Here is a 26,458-nt window from a genome sequence, read left to right as displayed (position 1 = left end):
TATAAGACATATTTTTCAATGAGTTACTGTAAAAAATTCAATCTAAGGCACGTAAAAGCGGAAGCAATACTTCCGATACGGAATGGTGCTTTTTTCCTCTTTTTTGGAATTATTTCCTTATTATTTTCAGCTAATGTCTTAGCAAGCAATTTTCAAAAAGAGATTAAACGGTATATAAATAACGAAATAACTCATTACTTGGGCAGCATAAACAAGCAAGGTCAGCAAAAAAAAATTGCGTTATACATTCCAGCTGCAGCAAAAGAGCTTAGCTGTGATCAGTTATCAATAAACAGGGTAAAACCCAATTCCATTCCCGCAGGTAGAATTCGTCTGACCGTCAGCTGTGCAGATCCCATTTGGCAATTTAGAGCCACCGCAAAAGTTGATCTGTGGCTCAATTTAGTCGTTGCTAAACGTGACTTACAACGCGGCGAAGTGTTGAGCAATGAGTTACTAAACTATGACTCCATTAACATTGCAAAACACGTTTACGGTATGGAAACGAGCACAACTGAATTGATTGGAATGACAGTTAAAAGAAACATTAAGCAAGGCGATTTAGTCACTCGCAGACAGCTCGAAAATAACTACTTAGTCAATAAAGAGCAGCATATAAAACTTCTCATCAGCACAAGCTCCTTTACTGCAAGTGTAAAAGCAATTGCACTTGAGGAAGGAATTAGAGGCCAAATGATCAAAGTAAAAAACCTCAGTTCTGGTAAAATTGTTGAAGGCCAAGTGATTGATAAAGGGGTTGTAAAAGCAACACTTTTATAAATTTAAAAATAAATTTAAGAAATCGATAAATTTGGTCGCTTTACAAAATTAGTAGAAAATTAATTGGGGATTGATAATGAACATAAACAACAAAGGTAGCAGTAGTCATGTTGAGCAAGCTGCAAAAGTGAACAACTTTATTGATTCGGGCAGTCAAGATATCAGTAAAAAATCTCACACCGCGGCGAACAAGCAAGCAAGCGCAGAGCAAATTAGTTCGCTTAGTAAAACAATCGATAATACCTTTGAAGACTTAGCGTCAAAGCCTGATGTTGACCTTGAAAAAGTAGCAAAAGTAAAAGCCGCTATTGCTAATGGTGAGCTGTCACTTGACCAAGATACATTAATCAATGCCCTACTAGAGTTTCATAAAAAATGACCATAAACAGCATTAAGCAGTTTATTGAAAGCCTACAACACGATGTACGCAAGCTTGATTCACTTATTAGTGCACTTGAACAGCAGTATGTGCTTCTAAGCGAGCGAGATACAACATTACAACAGCACAACGCCAAGATGTCTGCTGTTTTACAGTCTTTAGATAAAAACCATCTAAGCCGTGATAGCTATTTACAAAGTTTAGGGCTTGCACAAGGTAAAGAAGGCTTAATGATGTTAGTTGAAAAGTTGCCAAAAGAAATCAAACAAACAACACAAACATTAATGCAGCAGTTAGTCATTAAATCAAAGCACTGTCAGGCACTTAACGAACGCTCAGGTTTATTACTAGCCAGACAAAAACAGTTACTGCACAGACTAACAGGCACACAAAGCAAAACCGCTTACCCTGAATCACCTTTTTAATTTTTATGCCTCCCCTAGCATCACATCAGTTTATTGGTGTGGTGCTTTCTATTTTAATAAAGCTAATCTAGATTTATAAGTTAGAATTAGATGACGTTAAATTAATATTTTCGCACCTAAGTTTAATGAGATATTTACTTTTCATATTAAGCACTTTTTTATTTGGCTGCAGTTCAAGTAATAATACTTTGCATAATAATGACTTGCTCGATTCCTTCAATAAATATAAATCCCTGTACGGCACCCCTAGAGAGCAAACTTTACTAAAAAAAGAGCTCTGGGAGGCTTTAGTGGAAGCAAGATCCATAACTGATAAAACAGCATTTGTTGATCCTCTAGCAAAATTCCCCACAGAAATTACCAAAATAATTGATACTAAAGAGTCAATTGATGATAAAGATGGGTGTTTATTAGTAAGCGGTACCAATACCAGCGGAGTCCCTCTTGATTACTACATTTCGTTTAATCAAGAAGACAATCGTTGGATAATAAATGAGGTTACCGTCAAGTATTTTCTCGATGGTTCTGAGCGATACCTTGAAAAAGCGGTGTGTGATGAACAAGAAAGAATGAATTTATGGCTTGAATCAATGGAGAGTAGAGATAACTCATAACAACGAAAGTGATTAAACGAGATGAAGTTACGGAAAAGCTTTACAAAGTTTAACCCCATCCGTTAGAAGGATTAACCTGATGCATCGTATGAGATTTAAAGTACGAAAGTTAAAGTTAGGTACTTAGCCTTATTCACAATTAAGTATCGCTTTAGAGTATCGGCTTTTAGCACCACACCCTCAAATTAAGACTCTATCATGCAAATCTAAGCACAATAAAAAAGCCGAGTATTTGCATACTCGGCTGTTTACTATTCTGGCTCGTAGCCTAAATTTGGCGACAACCAACGCTCAGCTTCGGCAAGTGTCATGTTGGTACGCTTTGCGTAATCTTCAACCTGATCTTGTTGAATTTGCGCCACCGCGTAGTATTTAGCTTCAGGATGAGAGAAATACCAACCTGATACCGCCGCCCCTGGCCACATTGCGTATGAACTTGTTAGCTTCATGCCGATACGTTGTTCGGTATCAAGTAACTGCCAGATTTTCTTCTTTTCTGTATGCTCAGGACAAGCAGGATAACCTGGCGCTGGACGAATACCTTGGTAGTTTTCACGAATGAGTTCATCGTTCGAAAGGTTTTCATCGACCGCATAGCCCCAATACTCTTTACGTACTTGCTCATGCAAATATTCAGCAAACGCTTCTGCTAAACGGTCAGCAACGGCTTTAACCATGATCTTATTGTAATCATCTTGCTTAGCATCGAAGGCATCAGCAAGATCATCTTCTTCAAGACCACCGGTAACCGCAAACGCACCAAAGTAATCTGGGGTGCCTTTAGGCGCTATATAATCAGCTAAACAGTAGTTAGCAAACTCGGTTTTTTCAGTTTGCTGACGTAAATGACACGATGTAGTTAAAAGCGTTGTACGCGATTCATCGGTGTAAATCTCAATATCATCCCCTACTCGGTTTGCAGGGAATAAACCAATGACACCTAGAGGTTGTAGTGCACCTGATTGCTCTAGCTCATCAAGCATTGCATTAGCATCTGCGAATAAGCTTTTAGCCTGTTCACCCACAATTTCATCTTCAAGAATACGTGGATACTTACCAGCGATTGACCACGTCATGAAATAAGGTGTCCAGTCGATGTACTGTCTTAACGTCGCAATCGAAACATTTTTAAACTCAGTCACACCCAGCTTTTTCGGCACAGGTGGTGTGTAGTTGTCCCAATCCAATTTTACTGCGTTGTCACGAGCACGCTGTAAAGTAACTGGTTTTGAGCGTGGCTTTTTACGCGCTTGTTGTTCACGTACTTTTTCATACTCAGCCTTGGTTTTCTCTAAAAATGCTGGTTTTAACTCTTTCGACAATAAGTTAGAAACCACCCCAACAGCGCGGCTGGCGTTATTGACATAAACCACACCTTTATCATACTGAGGCTCAATTTTAACCGCGGTATGCGCTTTAGAAGTTGTTGCACCGCCAATCAGTAACGGTAATTCAAAACCACGACGGGTCATTTCTTTAGCAACATGCACCATTTCATCAAGTGATGGGGTAATAAGCCCTGATAAACCAATAATGTCGGCTTTTTCGTCAATGGCGGTTTGCAAAATTTTCTCTGCCGGCACCATCACACCTAGGTCAATTACCTCGTAGTTATTACATTGCAGTACCACGCCTACGATATTCTTACCAATGTCGTGTACGTCACCCTTAACGGTTGCCATAACCACTTTACCATTGGTTGCACCCTCTTCTTTTTCGGCTTCAATGAAAGGATCAAGATAGGCTACAGCGCGCTTCATTACACGAGCTGACTTAACAACCTGAGGTAAGAACATTTTACCCGCACCGAATAAGTCACCTACTACGTTCATGCCGTCCATAAGCGGGCCTTCGATCACTTCGATAGGCTTAGCTTTGCTCTTACGGCACTCTTCGGTATCTTCATCGATGTATTCAGTAATGCCTTTAACTAAAGCATGCTCAAGGCGCTTTTCAACAGGCCAAGTACGCCACTCTAAATCTTCAACTTTCTCTGCTTGCGCCATACCTGAGTATTTTGGTGCAAGTTCAACTAGTCGCTCACCAGCACCTGGGTCGGTATTGAGGATCACATCTTCCACTGCTTTGCGCAGCTCTTCGGGAATATCGTCGTAAACCGCTAATTGGCCCGCATTTACAATGCCCATGTCCATACCCGCTTTAATCGCGTGGTATAAAAACACAGAGTGAATAGCTTCACGTACTGGGTTATTACCACGGAACGAAAACGACACATTCGATACCCCCCCCGACACTTTACAATGCGGTAAACCTTGCTTAATTCGACGCGTACCTTCGATAAACTCAACAGCGTAGTTATCGTGCTCTTCAATGCCCGTTGCGACGGCAAAAATGTTCGGGTCAAAAATTATGTCTTCTGGCGGAAAGCCAATATCATCAACGAGTATTTTGTAACTACGCTGACAAATCTCGAACTTACGATCAGCAGTTTCTGCTTGCCCGGTTTCATCAAACGCCATAACCACCGCAGCAGCACCAAAGCGTTTAATTAGCTTAGCTTGGCGGATGAACGGCTCTTCACCTTCTTTAAGTGAAATTGAGTTAACAATGGCCTTACCTTGAATACATTTTAAGCCCGCTTCAATCACGTCCCATTTAGATGAGTCGACCATGATAGGTACTTTTGAGATATCTGGCTCTGAGGCAATTAAGTTTAAAAACTTTACCATCGCCGCTTTCGAGTCCAACATGGCTTCATCCATGTTGATATCAATTACTTGCGCGCCATTTTCTACTTGTTCACGGGCAACATCGAGAGCGGTCTCGTAATCTTCTTCCATGATCAAGCGCTTAAACTTAGCCGAGCCTGTTACATTGGTACGCTCACCGACGTTAGTAAATACAGCAATTTGGTCAGTCATGTCGGTTTCCTAGTTTAAGTTACACGCTTCAAGGCCCGATAAGCGCATACGCACTTCAAGCTCAGGTAATTGGCGAGGTTTAACACCTTCAAGGCCTTTCGCAAACGCCTTAATATGAGCCGGTGTGGTGCCACAACAACCACCTACAATGTTGATAAAGCCAGACTTGCCCCAATCAATAATTTCTTTTGCCATTTCAGGAGCTTCTAAATCATATTCGCCAAACTCGTTTGGCAAACCTGCATTTGGGTGCACCGAGGTAAAGGTTTCACAAACGCGCGATAACTCTTCAACATATTGGCGCAGTAAGTCAGGGCCAAGGGCGCAGTTAAGGCCAATTGATAGCGGTTTAATATGGCGAATTGAGTTATAAAATGCTTCTGTGGTTTGCCCTGATAAAGTACGGCCTGAGGCATCGGTAATGGTGCCTGAGATCATCACAGGCAAACTACGACCAGCTTGCTCGAATGCTTCTTCTACGGCAAACGAAGCCGCTTTTGCATTAAGGGTATCAAAGATGGTTTCTATTAAAATAAGGTCAGCACCACCTTCCATCAGTGCTAGTGTCGACTCAACATACGCAGCCACCAGCTTATCGAAGTTGATATTACGGTAACCCGGGTCGTTTACATCTGGAGAGATAGAGCAGGTTTTTGATGTTGGTCCTAGTACACCAGCTACATAACGCGGTTTGCTAGGATCGTTTGCTTCAAACTCATCACACACGCTGCGTGCAAGTTTCGCTGATTCGAGGTTGATTTCGCGGCTAAGGCTCGCCATATCGTAATCTTCCATCGAAATAGTCGTGGCATTAAAGGTATTCGTTTCGATGATATCAGCCCCCGCCTCTAAATAGGCACGGTGAATATCCGCAATGATTTTTGGCTGAGTCAGGCTTAATAAATCGTTATTGCCTTTAATAAGTACATGCCAGTCTTTAAAGCGCTCACCGCGATAATCCTGTTCTTCTAATTTATGTTCTTGGATCATGGTGCCCATCGCGCCATCGAGGATTAAAATTCGCTGTTTTAGCGCCTCGGTTAATTGTTCGCGTTTATTCACTGCATTACTCGGCATAGTTGTTAGTCCTTACATCTTGGCTAACTAAGTTAATATCATACGGTGTAGTTTGGTACACATAATAGTTTAACCAATTCGAAAACAATAAAAAGGCATGACTTTGCCACGTTTTCGACGGTTCGTTGTCTGGGTTATCGTCAGGGAAGTAGTTTTCTGGCTTAGGCGCATCCGCTGATTTTTCTTGGTCGCGTAAATACTCCCCTTTTAAGGTATGGGCATCGTACTCTGGATGGCCAGTAATATACACTTGGCTACCCGATTTATTTTTAATTAAGTAGGCGCCTACTCGCTCAGATCCAGCTAACACCACCAAATCATCGCAGGCAGTGATCTTGTCGATATCAATATGACCATAGCGAGAGTGTGGCACTAAAAAGGTATCATCAAAGCCACGAGTGAGTGCTGCATGGTCAAAATAACTTTTATGGGTAAATACGCCGCTTAATTTATTTGGTTTAAGTTCGCGCTTAAGACCATAGTGATGATATAGACCCGCATGGGCCGCCCAACACGAAAACAGCGTAGACGTAACATGTTGCTCTGCCCAATCTAAAATAACTTTTAGCTCGTCCCAGTAAGCAACTTCGTCATACTCTAAATGAGCAAGCGGCGCCCCAGTGATAATCATGGCATCGTAGTTATTATCTTTCACTTCTGAAAAATAGCGATAAAACGTATCCATGTGCTGCTCAGAGTTACTACTGGTGCGGTGAGTATCTAAGCGCAACAGCTCAACATTAACTTGTAGCGGTGAATTAGCTAACAAGCGAATAAACTGCACTTCGGTTTCAACCTTGTTTGGCATTAAGTTTAAGATGGCCAAACGCATTGGGCGTATCTCTTGCGTTTTCGCGCGACTTTTTGGCATTACAAACACGTTTTCTTGGCGTAATTTTGCAATGGCTGGCAATTCATCTTTTACTGTAATGGGCATAGCTGGCTCCGAGCATACTTATCTGACTGCTAATTATGAACGGATAGTTAGAAATTTCAACCTCTAGATGTTTAGATGTCCAAATGAAGTAATATTTCTGAGTGGTCATTAATTAAAATGTATGACTCTTTGAGTAAATAACACCTTGATATTAAGCCTATCATAAACGCTGAATTCTGTATTTTGAGGTAGTTTGGGTATACAATACTTGCTGTTAATTTTTATTATAAATTGAAGGCTCCTTTCATGGTGTTACCAGATAAGTTTATATTCTCGATGAGTCGAGTTTCTAAGGTTGTGCCACCTAAGCGCACTATCTTAAAAGATATTTCTTTACACTTTTTCCCAGGCGCAAAAATTGGTGTACTAGGTCTAAACGGTGCAGGTAAATCAACGTTACTTCGCATTATGGCTGGTGTTGACCAAGACTTTGAAGGTGAAGCTCGCCCTCAACCAGGCACTAAAATCGGTTACTTACCGCAAGAGCCAGTGCTAGACGAGAACAAAACAGTTCGCGAAACAGTTGAAGAAGCAGTAAGCGAAGTTAAAAATGCATTAAATCGCCTAGATGAAGTATACAACGAGTATGCAATGGACGGTGCTGACTTCGATGCACTTGCGAAAGAGCAAGGTGAACTTGAAGCTATCATCCAAGCACACGATGGTCACAATATCGACAACGTGTTAGAGCGTGCAGCTGATGCATTACGCCTACCACCTTGGGATGCAAAAATTGAACACCTTTCGGGTGGTGAGCGTCGCCGTGTTGCGATCTGTCGTTTACTACTTGAAAAACCAGATATGCTTATTCTTGACGAACCGACCAACCACTTAGACGCTGAGTCAGTTGCTTGGTTAGAGCGCTTCTTACACGACTACGAAGGTACCGTGGTTGCTGTAACCCACGACCGTTACTTCTTAGATAACGTAGCTGGTTGGATTTTAGAACTTGACCGTGGTGAAGGTATTCCTTGGGAAGGTAACTACTCATCGTGGCTTGAGCAAAAAGATTTACGTTTACAACAAGAACAGAAATCTGAAAAAGCACGTCAAAAATCAATCGCACAAGAACTTGAATGGGTTCGTTCAAACCCGAAAGGCCGTCAGGCTAAGTCTAAAGCACGTATGGCACAGTTCTCTGAGCTTCAGCAAAACGATTACCAAAAGCGTAACGAAACGAATGAACTATTCATTCCACCGGGTCCACGCTTAGGTGACCAAGTTATCGAAGTGAAAGGCCTGAAGAAGAGCTTTGGCGATCGCGTATTAATCGATGACCTAAACTTTGCAATGCCGAAAGGCGCTATCGTAGGTATTATCGGTGCCAATGGTGCGGGTAAATCAACGCTATTCAAAATGCTAAGTGGTGAAGAAACGCCAGATAGCGGTGAGATCATTGTTGGTGACACAGTTGAGCTTGCAACGGTTGATCAGTTCCGTGGCGACATGGACGAGAGCAACACGGTTTTCCAAGAAATCTCTAACGGTCAAGACGTATTGAAAATTGGTAACTTTGAATTCCCAAGCCGTGCCTATGTTGGCCGCTTTAACTTCAAAGGTAACGACCAACAAAAATTCGTTAAAGACTTATCAGGTGGTGAGCGCAACCGTTTACACCTAGCTAAGCTATTAAAAGCAGGTGGTAACGTATTACTACTGGATGAGCCAACCAATGACCTAGACGTTGAAACACTACGTGCACTTGAGAACGCTATTTTAGAGTTCCCTGGCTGTGTAATGTGTATCTCGCATGACCGTTGGTTCCTTGACCGTATTGCTACACATATTCTTGATTACCGTGACGAAGGCCAAATTAACTTCTTCGATGGTAACTACACAGAATACGAAGAGTGGTTGAAGAAAACCTTAGGCGCCGAAGCAGCACAACCTAAGCGTATTAAATACAAAAAAATAGGTTAATTGATACTTAAGCTATCATTATCAGAGCCCTGCACACGCAGGGCTTTTTATTTTGAAAGAAAAAGGTTTGCATTTAGTTCTTATTAAAGTACCAACTTTAAAAAAGAACTAATCTCATGAAACACCTGCTAGCACTTATTCTACTGTTCTCATGCTTTATAAATAGCACCTCTGCATCTGAACTTGAAAACCCCATACCACTTCCTCCTCTAACGCTTGAAATGGCTGATGGAAGCCAGCTTAAAACGGCTGAATTACTTTGCACGCCTTATATTCTTCACTTTTGGGCAACGTGGTGCCCATACTGTAAAAAGCTTCAACCTGGGCTTGAGAAAATTCATCAAAAATATAAACGTCACGGCCTTCGCGTGATAGGTGTTAGCTTTCGTGAAGACGATGATGCAACACCTCAACAATCTTTAATAAACAGAGGGCATCATTTTAAAACAGCAATAAAGGCAGATCTGATTGCGCAACAACTTGGCGTAAAAGGAACACCCACAACGCTTTTTATCAATAAACAAGGCCAAGTTATTTGGCTAACCACCACATCAGACCCTGACGATAAAAAACTTCATGACAATGCCGCCAAACTCGTGAGTGATTGACTATACTCTAAGCTTAAGCATCGCTAAGGGTTATTATGAAAAATCGCCGTAAGTATTCGCGTATCTTGTTTTCTACACCAGCAACATTGGTTATGAATGAACACACATACAATTGTGAATTACTCGATATATCTTTAAATGGGGCACTGGTAAGCCTTCCTGATAAGCTCTTGGCTGATAAAAATGCGCTGGCAGAACTTACTTTCTCGCTGCCAGAAAGCCAAGTCACTATTAATATGTCTGTTGAAATCAGGCATATTGAGCCGTTTCATTTAGGCTTACACTGTGTCCATATCGATATTGATAGCATTACTCACTTAAAGCGGTTAGTAGAGCTAAACCTAGGAGACGATGACCTATTACACCGAGAGCTAACTATGCTGATACATACATCCGAATAGACTATTAAAGGTAACTTTATTACCATAGTTAAAAACTGGCTGTGCTGTGTTCAATGAATTTAAATCCACACTTACCTATCGTCTATCATCCTAATTACTCATTTAACTTCGATCCGAAGCATCGCTTTGTAATGAGCAAATTTGCATACTTATATGAACATGTAAAAAGCCTTGGTCTTATTAATAGTAATTTAGTCCAACCAAAGTTAGGCACGCCAGAACCACTCGAACTAGTACATTGCGATAATTATATTTATGACCTTTGGCATAACCGCCTTGACGAAAAAGCAATGCGCCGTATCGGCCTGCCTTGGTCTGAGCAACTCATGGCGCGTACTTTTACCGCCCCACTTGGCACCTTGCAAACGGCGCGTCTTGCCTTGAAGCATGGTATAGCATGCCATCTAGCAGGAGGCACCCACCATGCTCATACTGATTTTGGATCCGGCTACTGCATGGTAAACGACTTGGCGTTTACCAGCGAAACCCTGATAAAAAGTGGAGAAGTCACCAATATACTTATTTTTGATTTAGACGTTCACCAAGGTGATGGTACCGCAGCAATGCTTGCGCATCAGCCCTATGCCTATACCTGCTCTATCCACTGCGAAAAGAATTTTCCGTTTCGCAAATCAGCCAGCGATTTAGACATAGGATTAGCACCCAATGTGGCGGATAGTGAATACTTAGGCGTTGTTGACGATACGCTGAGTTATTTATTAAACACCCTTAACCCAGATTTAGTGTTTTATGATGCAGGTGTTGATGTATGGCAAGAGGATGGATTAGGAAAACTTGATATAAGCTGGAAAGGGATAGAGCAACGCGATCATTTAGTCCTTAAGCGTTGCCTAGAGCGCAATATACCTGTCGCAACGGTAATTGGTGGTGGCTATGACAAAGATCACCGTCGTCTTGCCGCTCGCCATGGCATAGTAGTAGAGCAAGCTGCTCAGTTCTAACATTAAATAAACATACAAGAGATTACCACCAGTCACCACAACCATTTAACACATTAATTTTATTGATGAATTTTCAGAAAACGATTAGACTACTTGCTTACAAAAAAGGAAGTAAATATGAAAAAATTATTAATAACTACCCTTTCACTTGTCTTAGCAGGCTGTGGAGGTGGTTCTTCTGATGATTCAACGCAACAGCAAGAAGCTACAAATAATCCCCCTTCTTTAATAGGTCAACTCACCCTAGAAACTAAAGCAATGTCATCAGCATCATTCACACTAGATATGAAAGATGATGATAATGATACACTCACACTAGCCATTGCAAATCAACCTGAATGGTTAACATTAACCACTAATGGCACAGAGGCCACATTAAAAGTTGAACCAGATTTTTTTGATATTGGTGAATACACATTTCAGGCAACACTATCTGACGGCCACGCTAGTAAGGATTATCAATTAACTATCACAATCAACGACGATCCTAGTAAGTGGCAAAAAATAAAACTTACCTCAAGTGAGCTTGCTGGCATTTGGTCTACAAGTGATGAAAAGACTAAGTTTATATTCGGTCAAAATAATGCTGGCGCCCACATATTAAATAATGAACTAACAAGCTTTGATTACCAAGTAAGCAGCGAAGGTGATATAGCACTAACGCGATATGACAGCGGAGTGTGCTATTCTTACTGTAATATTTCAGATCTTACCGTTGTTGCGTCCGATAATGAAAGTCTGCGTGTACACTTCAAAAACGAAACTGAAGAACACGTTCTAAACCTACACGTACAAGATTTAGCCGCAGTAACACCTAGTTACTTAACTGATGAAGGAAGCTACCCTTCTGAAAATATTAGCGTAGTTGATAGCGATAGTCACTTATACAGCGATTTAAAAGTTGATACTGGAAATGGTAGCTTTTCTAGATCTGTAAAAGTTACTGGCAAGCTATCTAATAATCAAATAACTGCTGATAGCAACTCACAGCTTTTCCAAGTTAATTTCCATAACATGAAAACGGGGCTATATGAAGCTCTAGAATTAGCTGTGACTATAAATGCAATTGACATACTTTACTCGGATGATAAATTTTTCTTTGCAGAGCAATCACACAGCGCAGCTCTATTAACCGATCTTGGTACATTCAATACTGAAGACTTTCGAGGATTGGACAAAGCTTTAAGCAACCAAACCAACTTAATAATACAAGAAAAGATAGCGCCTATATCAGTTCCTGACCTTAACTCAGGAAGTATATATACTGGACGGTTACTCTCATCAGAGTTTGAAACTGAAGATGGCACTTTGAGGGCAAATCCAGTCTTTAAGGTAAATACTCAGACAGAGTTTTCTGTTACCTCTTATTTTCCTCATCAAGCTGAAAAAATAGAAACCGTTTTAACCATCAACAATGACGGTGAAAAATTGAGTTATAGTTATGATAATAACAATTACTCAGCCAAGTTTTTCCAAAAAGCTAATGGTGATATTTTTTTAGCTCAAAATAATCAAGGCTTCTATCAAGGCTCACTGTTCAGTGAAGTTAACAGCTCCAATACAATTAAGTATGAAGATGTTATAGGTTTATATATCGACCCAAGCTTATCAAACTCTGATAGTAAAAGTTTTTTTGCTTTTACAGAGGATGAACGCTCACTATTTTCTAGCTCAACAACTGGAGACTTACCAGAGCTCAATACAGAGTTAGAAACAGACAATTTTTGGACAATCAAAAATAATCGAATACTTGTGATCCACAACTTCTCTTGTCCATCCGCTTCTTCATATGAGTCATGTATAAGTGAGTCTGAAGCGACAGAAGATGGCGGTGTGTTTTTTAGAAGTCTTGAGTACCTAGGGGAATACAATAACAGTACTTTATACAATTACTCATACTTTTATAGAATGAATGGAGAGACTAAAGGAAGTGGCTTTCAAGCATTAAAATTGTTACAAAAACAATAACGAAAAAAGGCCCGGTGGAGAAAAAACCGGGCCTTTGCTACTGTAACATTGGGATATGTTAGCAACTTTTTTCTAAGTTAAAACAAGTAGCTGTGGAGCTACCGAATGGTAATCTAAAGCCATCGCTATACTCAAAACCGTAATATTTACTATCGAAAAAGCAAACACTTGGCGCGCCCAGCCGCTTACATCAATATTGCGACGATAGCCACGAAGCGCCATTAGCAACCACCAAAAACTCGTTGTACAAGCCACAGCCATAAAAGCTAAACCTGTATAACCACTAATGGTTAATAACATCACAACCAACGCATACACGGCGATATATAAAACAATGTGATGCTTTGCCTTCTCAATCCCTTGCGCTACAGGTAGCACAGGAATTCTGGCCGCTTGGTAGTCGTTATAACGAAAGATTGCAATTGCATATGAATGAGGCATTTGCCATAAACTGAACATTACCAATAAAATCACAGCACCAGCATCAAACTGCCCAGTTACCGCACAATAGCCCACCACAGGTGGAACTGCGCCCGATAAGCTTCCTACAAAGGTGCCGTACACAGAACGACGTTTCATATATAAGCTGTATACACCAACATAAATGACGTAACCAAACGTAGCAAATAAGAGTGCCACTACGTTGGTATACACTGCTAATAATGAGAAACCAAAAACACCAAGCACGATGCCATGTGTCATAGCCGCCTTTGCTGACATTTCGCCAGTGACTGTGACGCGTTTGCGAGTGCGCGCCATAGCAACATCAATATCACGATCAATGACATTATTGATTGCGCATCCAGATGCTACGACTAAAGATAACCCTAGCAAGGTCGCGATCATTAACCATGGGTCAACATCACCACGAGAGGCTAGCAAGAATCCTCCCGCGACGGAGATTAAGTTGCCCATGATAATGCCAGGTTTAGTGACATTTAAATAACGTCGAAACACTTCCTCGACTCCTCTAATATTTCGCACAAACGCAAAATTACGAAAGAAACTAGCTAGTAACAGACTGTAAGAACTGGAGACACAACCTCAAACTAACCAGCTCCTTTCGTAAACTCTTTAATCAATTACAAAGTAATTGTTATTAGTACATCATCATGGCGTTCGATTCGTAGATGATCCACACCGACAAACCAACCACCATTACGATAATGATAGCGCTGAAGATAAATGACAATGAGCTGGCCTTGCCGTCTTCAGTTTTAAAACTTAAATGCAAGAAGTACTTTAAATGCACCCAAATTTGCACAACCGCCATCGTCACAATGCACCATACGGTGGCTGGTTTTGAAAACGACCCACTGATTACAGCCCAAAATGGAATAGCCGTTAAAATCACCGACAACACAAAGCCAACTAAATAGTCTTTGATACTGCCATGTGATTGCGCGTTATGTGCGTGTACTTCTAGATTATTAATGACATGTGATTCACTGTGACTCATTACATTGCTCCCATTAAATAAACAACGGTAAATACACAGATCCACACCACATCTAAGAAATGCCAAAACAGGCTTAAACAACTTAGGCGTGTCACTGTTTGCGGGTTTAAACCACGACGTAAAACTTCGATCATCATGATTGTCATCCAAATTAAACCTGCCGTCACATGCAGACCATGTAAGCCCACTAAAGAGAAAAACGAGGTTAAAAAGGCACTTTGTTGTGGGCCATTACCGTGCGCAATTAGGTGATGGAATTCATACACTTCCATACCAATAAATACGGCACCAAAGGCAAAGGTAACCAGCAACCAAGTTAACGTAGCGGCCTTCTTCTGCGAATGCGCAGAGATCATCGCAAAACCAAAGGTAATACTACTAAGTAGGAGTGCCGCGGTTTCAACCGCAACAAAATCAAGTTCAAAAATATCTTTGCCAGACACGCCACCGGCTGTGTTCATAAACAGTACGGCATAGGTTGCAAAGAAAGAAGCAAACAATAAGCAGTCGGTCATTAAGTACAACCAAAAACCGAAAACCGTGTTGCCACCCGTATCGTGATGCTCATGGTCATGTGCATCAACATGACCTTGAGTATTATCTAAGGTGTTTAAATCAGCAGTGATAGAACTCATGCATTCACCCCTTTAGTCGCGGCGGTATTGTGCGCCGTTTCAAGTTCAACAATTTCATCTGGTTGCACGTAGTAATCAACATCCGCCGTATAACAACGTTTGATAAATACCGCGATAGCGCCCAGTAAACCAAAGGCTGCAAGCCACCAAATATGCCAAATCATGGCAAAACAAAAGGTTGTTAATGCACCACTCATTAACACGCCAGCAGAGGTATTTTTTGGCATGTGAATTGGGCTATAAGAAGCTTCTTGCTTGTAAGCTAGGCCTTTTTCTTTCATGTCTGTCCATGCATCGATATCATCAACATGAGGGATTTTTGCAAAGTTGTAGTACTGCGGAGGTGATGCAGATGCCCACTCAAGCGTATGACCATTCCACGGATCACCCGTTGTATCATCGAGTTGCTCGCGGTTTTTGAAGCTCACTACCAGTTGCACAACTTGGAATAAGATACCGAACATAATGATCACTGCACCGCCAGCTGCAATGTATAGCCAAATGTTCCAATCAGGGTTGTTAGTGTGGTTTAAGCGACGTGTCATACCTAAGAAACCAAGTACATATAACGGCATGAATGCCACGAAGAAACCAATTAACCAGCACCAGAAAGATCTTCTGCCCCAGCTCTCGTCAAGTTTGAAGCCCATTGCTTTAGGGAACCAAAACGCAAAACCCGCTAAATAACCAAATACCGCACCACCAATAATAGTGTTATGGAAGTGAGCGATTAAGAATAAGCTGTTATGTAATACGTAGTCAGCACCAGGAATGGCAAGTAACACGCCGGTCATACCACCGATAGTGAAAGTCACCATAAAACCTAAAGTCCAAAGCACTGGCACCGTAATACGTAAACGACCACGATACATAGTGAATAACCAGTTGAAGAGTTTCACACCCGTCGGTACTGCAATGACCATGGTCATCACACCAAAGAAGGCATTCACATTAGCGCTTGAGCCCATTGTAAAGAAGTGGTGAAGCCAAACGATGAACCCTAAAATAGAAATCGCACCGCTTGCGTAAACCATCGACTTGTAACCAAACAGGCGTTTACCAGCAAACGTTGAGATAACTTCTGAGAAAATACCAAACGCAGGTAAGATCAGAATGTAAACTTCAGGGTGACCCCATGCCCAGAATAAGTTGATGTACATCATCGCGTTACCACCTAATTCATTCGTGAAGAAGTGGAAATCGAGATAACGGTCAAGCGTTAGCATTGCCAGTACAGCAGTTAAAATTGGGAACGATGCTGCAATTAAGATATTTGCCCACGTACAAGCCCACGTAAAAATAGGCATTTTCATTAATGTCATGCCAGGAGCACGCATTTTGAATACAGTCGCTAAGAAGTTAACTGACGTTAACAAAGTACCCAAGCCGGATATCTGCAATGCCCATATATAATAGTCGACCCCCACACCCGGACTAAACGACAGCTCAGATAATGGCGGATATGCCACCCAACCCGTTTTCGCAAACTCACCAAAGAATAATGAGATATTGATTAGGATTGCACCGCCAGCAGTTAACCAAAAACTTAGATTATTCAAGAATGGGAATGCAACATCACGGGCACCAATTTGCAGCGGTAAAATGATGTTCATTAAACCAATCATGAACGGCATCGCCATAAAGATGATCATAATCACCCCGTGCGCCGTAAATATTTGGTCGTAATGTTCAGGTGGTAAGTAACCACTTGCACCGCCGGTAGCCATCGCTAATTGCAGTCGCATCATAATGGCATCCGCGAAACCACGGAAAAGCATGATAAGCGCAAGAATGATGTACATCACACCTAAGCGCTTATGATCAATTGAGGTGATCCAGTCGTGCCAAAGCACGCCCCATTTTTTATATTTTGTTACTAAGCCTGCCACTAGCAAGCCTAAGACAGCAACCACCGTCATGGTAACCATGATAATTGGTTCATGAAACGGGATTGCGTCTAATGTTAATTTACCTAACAACGACATGATTATTCCTCGTCCTCGCTATGCCCTTTATGAGCTGAGTGCTCTGGCATTGCGTGTTGCATTGCACCGTGTGAGCCATGCGCTTGCATATATTTCATTACGATTGAATGGAACATATCTTTATCAACACTGGCGTAGTATTTAACTGGGTCGTACTCACTTGGCTTAGCAAGTTCAACATAGGTCTGTTTAGTAAGCGCAGATCCTGTATTTTTAACCTTATTTACCCATGCATCGAAATCAGCTTGGGTTGGGGTAGCAATGGCATTAAACTTCATACCCGTGAAACCAGCACCGCTGTAATTTGCAGAGAAACCTTTAAAAGTTCCTGGTTCATCAGCTATCAAGTGAAGTTTGGTTTCCATGCCTGCCATTGAGTAAATTTGGCTACCAAGCTGAGGTATGAAAAACGAATTCATGGTGCTTTCTGAGGTGATCTTGTATTGAACAGGCACGTTAGCCGGAAAAACCAACTCATTCACTGTTGCAATGCCTTGCTCTGGGTAAATAAATAACCATTTCCAGTTTAAAGACACCACTTCTACAGTAAGGTGCTCACCCTTCCCTTCAAGTGGTTTATAAGGGTCAAGATCTTGCGTTGATTGCCAAGTGATCACACCTAAAATAACCACAATAATAATCGGAATGGTCCATACAACCGCTTCAATCTTGTTTGAGTGAGCCCACTTAGGAGCATAAATTTCTTGGTCTCGTCCATCACGGTATTTCCATGCAAAATAAATTGTCATGGCAATAACTGGGATTACAACAATCAGCATTAATACCGTCGCTACGATAATTAAATACTTTTCGTCAGCCCCAATTTGACCTTTTGGATCAAGTACCCCGCCTTTACAGCCAGACAAAGCCAGCACTAAAGACGCTAGAGCAATATTACAAAGGTTACGAATTGACAAAGGAATATCCTACAACCTAAAAGTTAACACTTGTCGATAAGTACACGACGCTTCTCTGTAGCAAAAAACGGCCACAGACATCCCCAGCCAAGTAACGAGCACAGAAAATCGGCACGCTAAAATGTGGGAATAATTAGGTTAGCTGACTGAAATTTGGACGCAGAAGGCCCACTAGGTGCTTAGTAAAGACAACTTAGCAAATGACTAAAATGGCTGAACTTAAGCAACAAAGCTTATTTACAGACAACCATTTACACGAGGAGGAGCACGACAGCCATGAGCGCTGTGTACTACTAAAGACTTTATCGTTTCACGCGCTGCGAAGGCCGCTTTACGTAAAATGACACCTGCACGACGCGCAGGGAAGAAATGGAAGACCAACCAGCATAAACCAATAAGTAATTGGCAAGACACCACTGGGTAAGCTAAAAAGCTCAACACATTAAGTAATGGTGTTTCGTATAAAGCACCTTCGCTTAATAAACTTCTTAGCCCGTGAGCATCTTCTAATGTACCGTTGATTAGCATGGCTGAATTAATCAGCAGCAAAGCTAAAACCGACATTAGCTCTTTACCAGCAAAAAACGCACGCGCAGCCAATTGCAATCTAGCTAAACTAGACTGTTTGACACCTTGTGACTGATTAATTGCTCGCAAAACTCACGCCTTTTAAAACTTTCACCACATTTAAGGTAGTTGCCCTACCCTATTTTTTAATGCGGTAACATGATCTTCATCAATAAAGTTTCAGTAATTACTGAAATTTCGATGTGGAGTATAACAAAGTCAACTTATCATACAAGAAAAAATTAACAGTGCTCAGTTAACCAGCATTTAATTAAGCTATAAAAAAATGTAAACAACCAACACTAACTTAGATAACCACCTAAAAAATTTGGGGATTTTATATTACAAAGTGAAATAGATAGGAAAGAAATTGTATAAAAACTTCTTAATACTGTAAGGTAATGCAGCTTGAGACAGCTGTGTACCAGTACTTAAATCCAGAAGCATTCTAAATAGCATCACTTTTTTATTTTTCATTCCCTAATTCAGTTACGCAGCATAATAAAGTATGTTAATTTACTATTACCTCTTGTTGTTAATATACAAGGGTCCAAAACAAAAACGCGAAACTATTTTTAAGGGAATAATATGAAGTTTGCTATTACATCGACACTTCTCAGCTTGATGTTAACTACTCAATCATCATACGCCGACGTAGAAAAAATGAAGCATTTTTCAAGCTTTGATGATTTAAGTAATGTTAGAGTGATCGATATTGATAATGATTCGAATAAAGACATCATTGCAATGATTAATGATGACAGCCAAAGGTTGTATATTATTAGTATCATCGGCAATGATGAAACTGTCAACACGCCAGTAACCAATGCAATAGAGTTTGAGAGCGAAGGAGAATCAATTACTTCGTTTGAAATTTATTACGATAAAAATTCAGATAATCACTTTGCTATTATTATTAGCGATCAACGCAACGCACACCTTGTAAATTTAACTGCTAGAAAATATGTAAAAAAGATCCCAAATATAACTGCTGATAACGTTAAATTTAAAGACATAGATAACGATGGCAATATTGAGGTTATACTAATAAATGAAAGTACTATGTATACGCTAGATATGCATAGCCTCGAAACAAAAGCGCACTACACTCTGCCACATTATGAGTTTACTGTCGGAAAGTTTACCAATTATCTGTTCAATGAAATGCTGACATGGGACGGCGAAATCTACCAAATTCAAGGCAGTGATGTAAAAAAAGTTGGCGAGCTCCCCGTAACAAGCAGATACCTATTTGCCAAAGACTTAAATAATGATGGCATGGATGAAGCAATAGCTGGAAGGTGTACTATCGATGTAAATAAAAACAGCGTTATTTGGCCTTTGGAGAGTACGCTAGAAGATTGTAATCAAGATAGTGGTTTGTTAAATTACACTAGTAGATCGCCTTACTACAACAACGACCTTTACCAACATTATACAGCCATTGAAAACAATGCCGAGATGTACCATGATCTGTATCCTAGTACTCACTTTAACTATTTCTATAACTATTTAACAAGAGAAGAAGAAGTCATTGGCAGGAGCGTCACAAGAGAGGAATATGACCCTCACCAACCTTATATATACTTTTATGTCTATGAATATTTAGACTTATATGGCGATGAGCAAAAAGAAGCAATTGTGCGAAGAAATTTGCTTAGTTCTGAACAAGTGAAATTCGGTGAGGTAACTGAACTCGGCTTTAACGGTAATGCTTATTTAGCTGTACAAAATAGAGAAATAAAGATTATCGATGAAAATGTAACGATGACATACCGAGCCCCGGATAGTGGCTCCTATTTAGTTGAAGATGATACCGTATTAAGAAATATATCCCCTGTAACACAAACTGAATCATGGTCAAAAAGGGTATCTAAACACTTTTATTCTATAGTAACGAAAGTTTCAATTATACCTTTTGGAAAAAACAACGATAATAAAATTGTGTACTCGACTCTAGGTGACCCGGATCAATATGGGGTGTGGAACCCCGGTATTATGAAACACTATGTATTGAACATGGATGGGTCTAATCATATCGAACAACCTTTTATTGGCTATTTCAAACTATTGGGTGATATTGACGGTGATGGAAACCAAGAGTACCTCTACCAATATTCGGAATGGTATTCTGATGAGTCAAAACCATTTGAAGTCAGAGAGCTATACAGTGACAGCATAAAATATACGATTTCACTTATTGGTGAGCGTCCACTTGATACATCAGAATTACTAACGACAATTGACTTTGACGGTGATGGTATTAAAGAACTTGTGTTAGAGCATCCAGGTATTAACAAGCAGCCAGCTGTCTATAACTTTGTTAAAAACACCCACTCATTACTTGATTTAGGTGATATCCAATCACTTGATACTTTTACGTATAATAATAACGAGCAATTGTATACAACAACTCAGGACGGGGCTTTAGTATCTATTTCCGCCCAAGGAAACAAACAAGAAGTGGCTAACTTCTGTGCATCATCAAAATTAATTGCTGTTGAGCAACATCTTAGTGGCCAACTTCATATCGCCTGCGAAAATGAACTAGGTGTATTTAATTTGGCAAATGCACAATATAATAAGCTGGTTACTCTTGATGTGGCCGCTACACATTCAGATATTGAAATAGTTGACGAAAAAACTTATTGGTTAATAACACATTCAAATGGCAGAGAACTATTTAAAATCGCTGAAAAAACAGAGCAACCTTATCAACTTAGTGTAGCTGAATTTAACACCAATAAGTTCACGCCTGTTGAGTTTAAAGCATTGAGCGAAAAAGATTCCTTCAACTATCGCTTTTATATTTCAAAGGCACCTAGCAAAGGCAATATTACATTTACCGATAGGGCTCTTGGCCACTTTAGTTACACTCCCACAACTGGCGAAGTTGGCCTAGACCAATTTGAGCTTTCTATGTCTATAGGCGGAAGGGCCACTGAAAGTGTGTCGGTTTCAGTCAATATTGATGGAACACCTCTTGTCATTGAGCCTAATTCAATTTCTGCTCATTGGCGCACGCCACTGAGCGAAACTCTCTCCTTATCAGGTGCAGGTGAAAACAGTAATCTTCAACTTAACGTAAAGGTACAGCCAGCATCAGGCGAGTTTGTGTTTAGTAATAATGCAACGGGTGAGTTTACCTATACACCATTAATCTCAACGTTAGAGCCAGCTAATTTTGTTGTTAATATAAGCAACGAAATTGGTTTAAATATTGATAAAATGATTACAATAAATCATACCAATACATCTCCACAGACACAGGCTCTGGAATTAATTATCAATCAATCTGAAGCAGCTCAATTCGAACTATTAGCCCAAGATGCAGATTCAGATCCACTTACTTATGAGCTTGTATCTGAGCCAAGCATAGGTTCAGTAACATTAGACAACAACAGTGGAATCGCATCATATACGCCGCAAACTAATACAAGCTACGAAACTAGCTTTCAGTACCGCGTTTTTGATGGTATGAGCTACTCTGAGCCAAGTACAGTTACTATAACCACTAAAGCCGATGATACAGACGATAATGGCGAAGAAACAAAAGAAAAAAGCGGGGGCAGTATGCCCTTCTATATTCTTTCATTACTTGCCATTGTGGGACTGCTGCGTAAATCGAAGTTTTCTTTCACTGTATAAACTTAACAACTCCAACCTTTACTTGCTCTTGGGAAATATTCCAAGAGCAAGATTCAATAATAGCGCCTCTATTCTGTGTGCTTCTATAAAAAATCAACTAAAGACGCGCGCTGCTAAGTACCCCAAAGTTAAAAAGAATAAAAACAAGAAGATAAGGTTGAACAAAAGTTAGCCAAACGAATGCAAATATAATATTCTTAGCATTAAAACAAAAAGGAATAAAGGATATCTTATGCGGGGCTGTATACTTGCCATGACTTTGCTAATCAGTACACCAATAATTGCCACTGAAATTGAAAATAACGAGGTTGATGGTTTTGATAAAGCAGCGATTAATCTCACAGATATAAAACCTGTTTTAAACCGCATAGCCAAGCATCCTGCAATTACACTACGGCAACTCGGTAGATCGTACCACAGTCAACCCATTTACGCTCTTGATATAGGCTCTGGCACCACAAAAGTGATGATGTGGAGTCAAATGCATGGTGATGAAAACACGGCAACCGCTGCACTTATGGATTTTCTTGATTTTATAACTTTGCCCGAAAACGCTCACTGGCTACAAAGCTGGCAAGACAAACTAACGCTCAGGATTATTCCCATGATTAATCCTGACGGTGCCAAAGCTCAAACGCGTCACAATGCACAAGGTATTGATCTAAACCGTGATGCAAAAGCATTGAGGACCCCAGAGGGGCAAACACTCATGCGTGCCGCTAAGGAGTTTAAACCTGACTTTGGCTTTAACTTGCATGATCAGAACGCGTATTACGGTGCAGGAAAAAAAGGGAATCAAGCTACTATTTCTGTACTCGCCCCTGCCTATAATGATGCAAGAGAGATTAATACTAGCCGTGGCGAAGCCATGCAGCTTATCGCTCACTTAGCTAAAACAATTGAAACGATGATCCCAGGGCACCTAGCAAAGTATAACGACAGTTACTCGTATCGAAGCTTTGGTGATACATTTTCCGAAATGGGTATTCGCACTATATTAATTGAATCAGGTGCTTACCCGAACGACCCTCATCGCCAAGTTGCGCGAAAAGTAAATCGTGTACTTTATAAAGAGATAATCGATACACTACAAAATGGCACGTGGAAAGCAGCCAGCATTAACCAATACAATGCAATTCCTTTTAATGCTAGTAATAACTGGGTCGATCTACTTATTGATGATGTGAATGTACAGAGCCATTACGGTGATTACAAAATAGATATAGCCATTAATAACAAAGGTAATGCACCACGTATCAAAGAGCTGGGAGATATAAGTAGCATTCGCCGTGGCTACACTCAAATAGATGCCAACAAGCTCGTTTATAACCCAGGTAAAGGTTTTTCTTTAACAGAACCAATTAAGCTTAATAAGAGGCATTATAAAGAGCTATTAAAGCAAGGTTATAGCTGCTTTTCAGGGGATTTCGCGAAACTAGATAACCGTTCCCACTGGCCAGTTTACCGGTGCCAAGGCGCATTTGATTCACAACCTAAATTGCACGCCTCAGCGGCATTCTTACTTTACCAAGGACAAACCATAAAATACGCAGTACTAGGTTCAGAACTCATAAAACTCAATTAATAAACATTAAAAAAGCGCCTAAAGGCGCTTTTTTTTGTGGTTAAAGAATTTGATTCTCTTTCCAGACTTGTTCTTTTGCCATGCGCTTTTTGCGCTTGTCACACGGGTCGTCGCAGTCGCAGGCTTTGTCGATACCAACAGCACCTAGGCCGCCACAACTACTGGCCATAGATTTCTTTTGCACAATCATACCAACAGCCATCGCTGCCACAATTAAAATAAGTAGACCAAATGTAAGAAGAAAAAGTGACATTGCTTTGCCCCTATTGTTCAGCAATAAAAATGAGCCCAACCTGTTGGGCTGTATGCATTATAAACTGCTTCTTGCCCTGCTACAAATAAGGTTTAAAAGCAGGGCTTGAATAAGTGACTAAGCCATTGTCTGACTTACCAATTAAATATACCGGCAGACTATGTTCTTCAGCATATTTTTGGGCACGATCCATCCCCATAACTGTCAATGCTGTTGCTAAGCCATCAGCCGTCATTGCTGAAGGATGCAATACTGTGACCGACACTAAGTCATGACGACTTGGCATGCCTGTTACAGGATCAATTAAGTGACTATATGTCACACCATCCATTTCATAAAAAATTCTGTAGTCACCTGATGTGGCAATACCATTGGTACCTGGTTCAATCACTTTATGTACTTTGCGCACGCCAGGCTCTGCATCTGGCTGCTCAATTGCAATTTTCCACGTGATGTTGTCTGGCTTAATACCCGATACACGTAGCTCACCACCTATCTCAACCATATAATTTGTTAAGCCGTGGCTTTCAATAACCTCTGCAACTTTATCTATGCCGTAGCCTTTTGCCGTAGCCGAAAACGACAGTTCTAAACCGTCTATCGTTTTCATAAGGCCTGAATCTGTTAATTCAAGCTTATCAACACCAATCTTTTCAATCATCGCCGCTAAGGCTTCATCAGTCGGGCGTTTAGTCGGCTTTTTATCTGGACCAAAGCCCCATAAGTCAATAAGTGGCCCCATTGTCACATCAAGGGTTTTTGTTGATTCACCAAGGCGAATTGACTCAGCCACAACCTTACGGAAATCATCACTAATCGGCATAACCTGCCCTGCTGGTAACTGGTTGAACTGGTTAATTTCTGAATCAGCAATGTAAGTTGACATAGATTGGTTTACATCTTTGAGTGCTTGCTTAATTTCAGAATGTAAATCAGCCCCTTCTAGTTTAGAAGGTTCAGCAAATACCTTGATGTGATAAGTCGTTCCCATGGTTTTGCCTTCGAAATAATGCTCCTCAGCTTTATCTGCTTGGCTACAACCTGCCATGAGTAAAGTAATAGTTAGTAAAAAAAAGGCCATCAAGCCTTGGCGATAAAACACTCTATTCATAGCACTCACCTTTAGGATACCGTGACGTTGGTATAAAAATAAAAAAAGCCTCGTAACACATTGTGCTACGAGGCTTGTATTCTAACCAAAACTTATTGTTTTGTGTATGGTGTTAGCCACCGAAGTCATCTAATAAGATGTTTTCGTCTTCTACACCTAAGTCTTTAAGCATATTGATAACAGCCGCGTTCATCATTGGAGGACCACACATGTAGAACTCACAATCTTCAGGCGCTTCATGATCTTTCAAGTAGTTTTCATAAAGTACGTTGTGGATGAAGCCTGTGTAACCTTCCCAGTTATCTTCTGGTTGTGGATCAGACAGTGCTGTATGCCATACGAAGTTATCGTTTTCTGCTGCTAAGCCGTCGAAATCTTCTACGTAGAACATTTCACGCTTAGAACGCGCACCATACCAGAAGCTCATCTTACGCTTAGAATTTAAACGCTTAAGTTGGTCAAAGATATGTGAACGCATTGGTGCCATACCTGCACCACCACCTACGAATACCATTTCTGCATCAGTGTCTTTCGCGAAGAACTCACCGAATGGGCCAGAAATAGTCACTTTATCACCTTCTTTTAGTGACCAAATGTACGAAGACATTTTACCACATGGAAGGCTTAGGTCTCTTGGCGGCGGCGTAGCGATACGCACGTTAAGCATGATAATGCCTTCTTCTTCTGGGTAGTTAGCCATTGAGTATGCACGAATTGTTTCGTCATCTACTTTAGACTCCAGATCGAAGAAACCGAAGTGGTTCCAGTCGCCACGATACTCTTCTGGAATATCGAAGTCAGCGTATTTAACGTGGTGTGCTGGTGCTTCAATTTGAATATAACCACCGGCACGGAACGGTACTGACTCGCCATCAGGAATTTGTAATTTAAGTTCCTTGATGAAAGTTGCCTTGTTATCGTTAGAGATAACTGTACAGTCCCACTTCTTAACACCGAAAATTGACTCTTCAAGTTCAATTTCCATGTCGTTTTTAACATTTACCTGACACGCTAAACGGCAGCCTTCACGCGCTTCACCTTTAGAGATGTGATCAAGTTCTGTTGGTAAGATATCGCCGCCACCTTCTTTGATGTGTACACGACACTGACCACAAGAGCCACCGCCACCACATGCAGATGAAACGAAGATACCTGAATCAGCTAGGGCACCTAATAGCTTGCTACCTGCTGATGTTTTAATAGCTTTATCTGGGTCGCCATTAATTCCGATGATGATATCGCCGCTTGCTACTAATTTAGATTTAGCACCAATGATAACTAAAACTAAAATAACAACGATAGCGATGAAAACACCAACGCCTAAGAAAATCTCATTCATGATTTA

The 26,458-nt window shown here is 40.7% G+C and carries 23 protein-coding genes; 11 read left to right on the top strand and 12 right to left on the bottom strand.

The window, feature by feature from the left end; genetic code table 11:
- Positions 1 to 18: 18 nt before the first annotated feature.
- The 4 genes from flgA to LY624_RS04370 all read left to right on the top strand — a co-directional run bounded on the left by flgA (position 19) and on the right by LY624_RS04370 (position 2,198).
- Positions 19 to 780, top strand: a complete 762-nt coding sequence (gene flgA / locus LY624_RS04385) for a flagellar basal body P-ring formation chaperone FlgA (RefSeq protein ID WP_341803940.1) — start codon at positions 19 to 21, stop codon at positions 778 to 780.
- A 76-nt stretch (positions 781 to 856) separates the two neighbouring features.
- Positions 857 to 1,159 carry a flagellar biosynthesis anti-sigma factor FlgM gene (gene flgM, locus LY624_RS04380; RefSeq protein ID WP_130151041.1) on the top strand — a complete coding sequence of 101 codons (303 nt, stop codon included), beginning with the start codon at positions 857 to 859 and terminating at the stop codon, positions 1,157 to 1,159.
- The gene (gene flgN, locus LY624_RS04375) at positions 1,156 to 1,584 is read left to right on the top strand and encodes a flagellar export chaperone FlgN (protein WP_228074417.1); all 429 of its coding nucleotides are present in this window, start codon (positions 1,156 to 1,158) and stop codon (positions 1,582 to 1,584) included. The genes flgM and flgN overlap by 4 nt, the downstream gene beginning before the upstream one ends.
- Before the next feature lie 188 nt (positions 1,585 to 1,772).
- A complete protein-coding gene (locus LY624_RS04370; RefSeq protein ID WP_341803939.1) occupies positions 1,773 to 2,198 on the top strand; it encodes a hypothetical protein in 426 nt (141 codons plus the stop codon).
- 251 nt (positions 2,199 to 2,449) lie between these two features.
- Here the strand turns inward: LY624_RS04370 and metH are convergent, their stop codons facing one another.
- Genes metH through LY624_RS04355 form a run of 3 tightly spaced genes read right to left on the bottom strand, consistent with a single transcriptional unit; the run spans position 2,450 to position 7,094 of the window.
- The gene (gene metH, locus LY624_RS04365) at positions 2,450 to 5,080 is read right to left on the bottom strand and encodes a methionine synthase (RefSeq protein WP_341803938.1); all 2,631 of its coding nucleotides are present in this window, start codon (positions 5,078 to 5,080) and stop codon (positions 2,450 to 2,452) included.
- Between the two features lie 9 nt (positions 5,081 to 5,089).
- A complete protein-coding gene (locus tag LY624_RS04360) occupies positions 5,090 to 6,157 on the bottom strand; it encodes a homocysteine S-methyltransferase family protein (protein ID WP_341803937.1) in 1,068 nt (355 codons plus the stop codon).
- Positions 6,147 to 7,094: a homoserine O-succinyltransferase gene (locus LY624_RS04355; protein ID WP_105181396.1), complete on the bottom strand. Its 948-nt coding sequence runs from the start codon at positions 7,092 to 7,094 to the stop codon at positions 6,147 to 6,149. The genes LY624_RS04360 and LY624_RS04355 overlap by 11 nt, the downstream gene beginning before the upstream one ends.
- Before the next feature lie 246 nt (positions 7,095 to 7,340).
- Here LY624_RS04355 and ettA point away from each other — a divergent pair, with 246 nt between their 5' ends.
- From ettA to LY624_RS04330, 5 genes are all read left to right on the top strand, one after another.
- Entirely contained in the window at positions 7,341 to 9,014 is a 1,674-nt protein-coding gene (gene ettA, locus LY624_RS04350; RefSeq protein ID WP_130151038.1) for an energy-dependent translational throttle protein EttA, read from the top strand.
- Between the two features lie 116 nt (positions 9,015 to 9,130).
- Positions 9,131 to 9,622, top strand: coding sequence for a TlpA disulfide reductase family protein (locus LY624_RS04345; protein ID WP_341803936.1), 492 nt, complete (start codon positions 9,131 to 9,133; stop codon positions 9,620 to 9,622).
- Between the two features lie 35 nt (positions 9,623 to 9,657).
- Positions 9,658 to 10,023: a PilZ domain-containing protein gene (locus LY624_RS04340; protein WP_341803935.1), complete on the top strand. Its 366-nt coding sequence runs from the start codon at positions 9,658 to 9,660 to the stop codon at positions 10,021 to 10,023.
- Positions 10,024 to 10,076: 53 nt separating this feature from the next.
- Positions 10,077 to 10,985, top strand: coding sequence for a histone deacetylase family protein (locus LY624_RS04335; protein WP_341803934.1), 909 nt, complete (start codon positions 10,077 to 10,079; stop codon positions 10,983 to 10,985).
- A gap of 117 nt (positions 10,986 to 11,102) precedes the next feature.
- Positions 11,103 to 12,953, top strand: coding sequence for an Ig-like domain-containing protein (locus LY624_RS04330; protein WP_237119627.1), 1,851 nt, complete (start codon positions 11,103 to 11,105; stop codon positions 12,951 to 12,953).
- Between the two features lie 72 nt (positions 12,954 to 13,025).
- Here the strand turns inward: LY624_RS04330 and cyoE are convergent, their stop codons facing one another.
- The 6 genes from cyoE to LY624_RS04300 all read right to left on the bottom strand — a co-directional run bounded on the left by cyoE (position 13,026) and on the right by LY624_RS04300 (position 18,606).
- Positions 13,026 to 13,910 (bottom strand): heme o synthase, encoded by an 885-nt coding sequence (gene cyoE, locus LY624_RS04325; RefSeq protein WP_130151033.1) that lies wholly within the window; start codon positions 13,908 to 13,910, stop codon positions 13,026 to 13,028.
- Between the two features lie 142 nt (positions 13,911 to 14,052).
- The gene (gene cyoD, locus LY624_RS04320; RefSeq protein WP_237119628.1) at positions 14,053 to 14,412 is read right to left on the bottom strand and encodes a cytochrome o ubiquinol oxidase subunit IV; all 360 of its coding nucleotides are present in this window, start codon (positions 14,410 to 14,412) and stop codon (positions 14,053 to 14,055) included.
- Entirely contained in the window at positions 14,412 to 15,047 is a 636-nt protein-coding gene (gene cyoC / locus LY624_RS04315; RefSeq protein WP_193988422.1) for a cytochrome o ubiquinol oxidase subunit III, read from the bottom strand. The genes cyoD and cyoC overlap by 1 nt, the downstream gene beginning before the upstream one ends.
- The gene (gene cyoB / locus LY624_RS04310; protein WP_341803933.1) at positions 15,044 to 17,032 is read right to left on the bottom strand and encodes a cytochrome o ubiquinol oxidase subunit I; all 1,989 of its coding nucleotides are present in this window, start codon (positions 17,030 to 17,032) and stop codon (positions 15,044 to 15,046) included. Before cyoB ends, cyoC begins: the two co-directional genes overlap by 4 nt.
- Before the next feature lie 2 nt (positions 17,033 to 17,034).
- On the bottom strand, positions 17,035 to 17,949 hold the full coding sequence (gene cyoA / locus LY624_RS04305) for a ubiquinol oxidase subunit II (protein ID WP_130151029.1): 915 nt from the start codon (positions 17,947 to 17,949) through the stop codon (positions 17,035 to 17,037).
- A gap of 237 nt (positions 17,950 to 18,186) precedes the next feature.
- Positions 18,187 to 18,606: a hypothetical protein gene (locus LY624_RS04300; RefSeq protein ID WP_062570268.1), complete on the bottom strand. Its 420-nt coding sequence runs from the start codon at positions 18,604 to 18,606 to the stop codon at positions 18,187 to 18,189.
- 498 nt (positions 18,607 to 19,104) lie between these two features.
- Between LY624_RS04300 and LY624_RS04295 the strand changes: the two genes are divergently transcribed.
- Positions 19,105 to 22,164: an Ig-like domain-containing protein gene (locus tag LY624_RS04295; RefSeq protein WP_341803932.1), complete on the top strand. Its 3,060-nt coding sequence runs from the start codon at positions 19,105 to 19,107 to the stop codon at positions 22,162 to 22,164.
- Positions 22,165 to 22,396: 232 nt separating this feature from the next.
- A complete protein-coding gene (locus LY624_RS04290; RefSeq protein WP_341803931.1) occupies positions 22,397 to 23,749 on the top strand; it encodes a M14 family metallopeptidase in 1,353 nt (450 codons plus the stop codon).
- Between the two features lie 40 nt (positions 23,750 to 23,789).
- On the opposite strand, the gene nqrM is transcribed toward LY624_RS04290, so the two are convergent.
- From nqrM to nqrF, 3 genes are all read right to left on the bottom strand, one after another.
- A complete protein-coding gene (gene nqrM, locus LY624_RS04285; RefSeq protein WP_055020649.1) occupies positions 23,790 to 24,002 on the bottom strand; it encodes a (Na+)-NQR maturation NqrM in 213 nt (70 codons plus the stop codon).
- Between the two features lie 79 nt (positions 24,003 to 24,081).
- The gene (locus LY624_RS04280) at positions 24,082 to 25,113 is read right to left on the bottom strand and encodes an FAD:protein FMN transferase (RefSeq protein ID WP_341803930.1); all 1,032 of its coding nucleotides are present in this window, start codon (positions 25,111 to 25,113) and stop codon (positions 24,082 to 24,084) included.
- A 112-nt stretch (positions 25,114 to 25,225) separates the two neighbouring features.
- Positions 25,226 to 26,452, bottom strand: a complete 1,227-nt coding sequence (nqrF, locus tag LY624_RS04275; RefSeq protein ID WP_062570265.1) for an NADH:ubiquinone reductase (Na(+)-transporting) subunit F — start codon at positions 26,450 to 26,452, stop codon at positions 25,226 to 25,228.
- Positions 26,453 to 26,458 lie beyond the last annotated feature (6 nt).

This window comes from Pseudoalteromonas sp. N1230-9, assembly GCF_032716425.1.
Taxonomy (GTDB): domain Bacteria; phylum Pseudomonadota; class Gammaproteobacteria; order Enterobacterales; family Alteromonadaceae; genus Pseudoalteromonas.
Note: the sequence above shows the minus strand (reverse complement) of the source record. Positions and strands in the feature narration are given on the sequence as shown.